Annotated in this window: 2 protein-coding genes; one reads left to right on the forward strand and one right to left on the reverse strand. The window is 57.1% G+C overall.

The window, feature by feature from the left end; translation table 11 throughout:
- Positions 1-3: 3 nt before the first annotated feature.
- Positions 4-246, reverse strand: coding sequence for a DUF1652 domain-containing protein (locus AC1DH9_RS29150; protein WP_427537085.1), 243 nt, complete (start codon positions 244-246; stop codon positions 4-6).
- A gap of 244 nt (positions 247-490) precedes the next feature.
- On the opposite strand from AC1DH9_RS29150, the gene AC1DH9_RS29155 reads away from it, so the two are divergent.
- A complete protein-coding gene (locus tag AC1DH9_RS29155; protein ID WP_427537087.1) occupies positions 491-1243 on the forward strand; it encodes a carbonic anhydrase in 753 nt (250 codons plus the stop codon).
- Positions 1244-1428: the final 185 nt, after the last annotated feature.

A 1428-nucleotide genomic window follows, 5' to 3' on the forward strand; every position in this document is an offset into this window, starting at 1 on the left:
GGATCAGCCTGCGAACGCTCTGCGCCCGGCTTCCAATTCAGTACGCAGCTCACCGATAAAGTTGGCGATCTCCCGGACGCTGGACAGCGTCGATGTCGACACGCCAGCGATCAGTAGTTTAACGCGTCCGGATTCGGGATCGACAATCTTGACCCTCAACGATCCGTCGGGATCCACCGTGCAGGTGCATGAGAGTGGATAGAAACCGGACTCCACAATCTGGCAAAGCTCGAGAAGAGGAAACATGGCATTCCGTCCATGGGGAGATAGTGTGCGGGAGTGTTACCTAACCTTTACAGGTTAGCTGCCCCCTGCAAAAGCGAACGGATTAATCTCAAAGTGCTAGGTGTTTCGCACGTTGTAATCGCGCCCCCCCCTGAAACGGGCTCCGGCAAACCATCTAGACTCCAACGCAGAAGTGCTGAAGGTTCCCGGAAGTATTAGCCCTTGATAGCGAGCCACTCCCACCCAAATACCGAGTACACAAACCATGTGTGAATCCTGTGATTCAAGCTCCGCGCCGGAGGCAGACGGACGGCGTCGTTTTCTCCGGCTTGCAGGACTAGGCGCCAGCGCCCTGCTGCTTGCCGGTGTGCTGCCTGACAGCATCGCCCAGGCCGCCGAGAAAAAGGCCTCGCCTCCAAAACCACAAAATGCGATCAGCCCCGACAAGGCCCTTCAACGACTGATCAACGGTAACAAGCGATATATCAACGGCACCTCAAAGACGCACGACTTCAAGGCCGAGCGTGAAGCCTTGGTCACCGGCCAGAACCCGTTCGTAGCAGTCTTGAGTTGCGCTGATTCACGCATCGCCCCCGAATATGCGTTCGACACGGCCCGCGGCGACCTTTTTGCGGTGCGTGTCGCGGGCAACTTCGTCACAGAGGAAGGCATGGCAAGCCTGGAATATTCGGTCCTGGTGCTCGGCGCACCACTGATTCTGGTGCTGGGGCATGAAGACTGCGGCGCCCTCAATGCGGGCATCAAGGCAGCAAAGGACAACGCGGTTTTCCCCGGCCAAATCCAGAAACTGACTGACGCACTCAGGCCCTCTATCGAGAAGGTACTCAAGGATCCGGGAAATCTTCTCGAGAACGCGACGGTGCAAAACGTCAAAGACGCGGTAAACAACCTCAAGAAAGCCTCACCCGTACTGACTGAAGCGCTGAGCAAGGGCACATTGAAAATCGTCGGGGGCGTCTATCGCCTGGCCAGCGGTAAAGTAGATCTGATTGCCTGATGCACAAGCCATGCATCTCACCCGACGGTGAGATGCATGGCTTGTACTCGCTGGCGAGCCCACTTAGAGGGGCCTGGCTTTATCGTGCAGTGTTTCCAGCTCGCTCTCGACCGCGCTTTGAACATCCTTCCACTTTTTCGGATTATCTGGTTGGGGCTCGTCGCGGTCCTGGCGTGCTTCACTCG

This window comes from Pseudomonas sp. 05T35 (genome assembly GCF_056396605.1).

Coding starts and splice junctions, on each gene's coding strand:
- AC1DH9_RS29150 (WP_427537085.1), bottom strand. CDS start 246: ATGTTTCCTCTTCTCGAGCTTTGCCAGATTGTGGAGTCCGGTTTCTAT.
- AC1DH9_RS29155 (WP_427537087.1), top strand. CDS start 491: ATGTGTGAATCCTGTGATTCAAGCTCCGCGCCGGAGGCAGACGGACGG.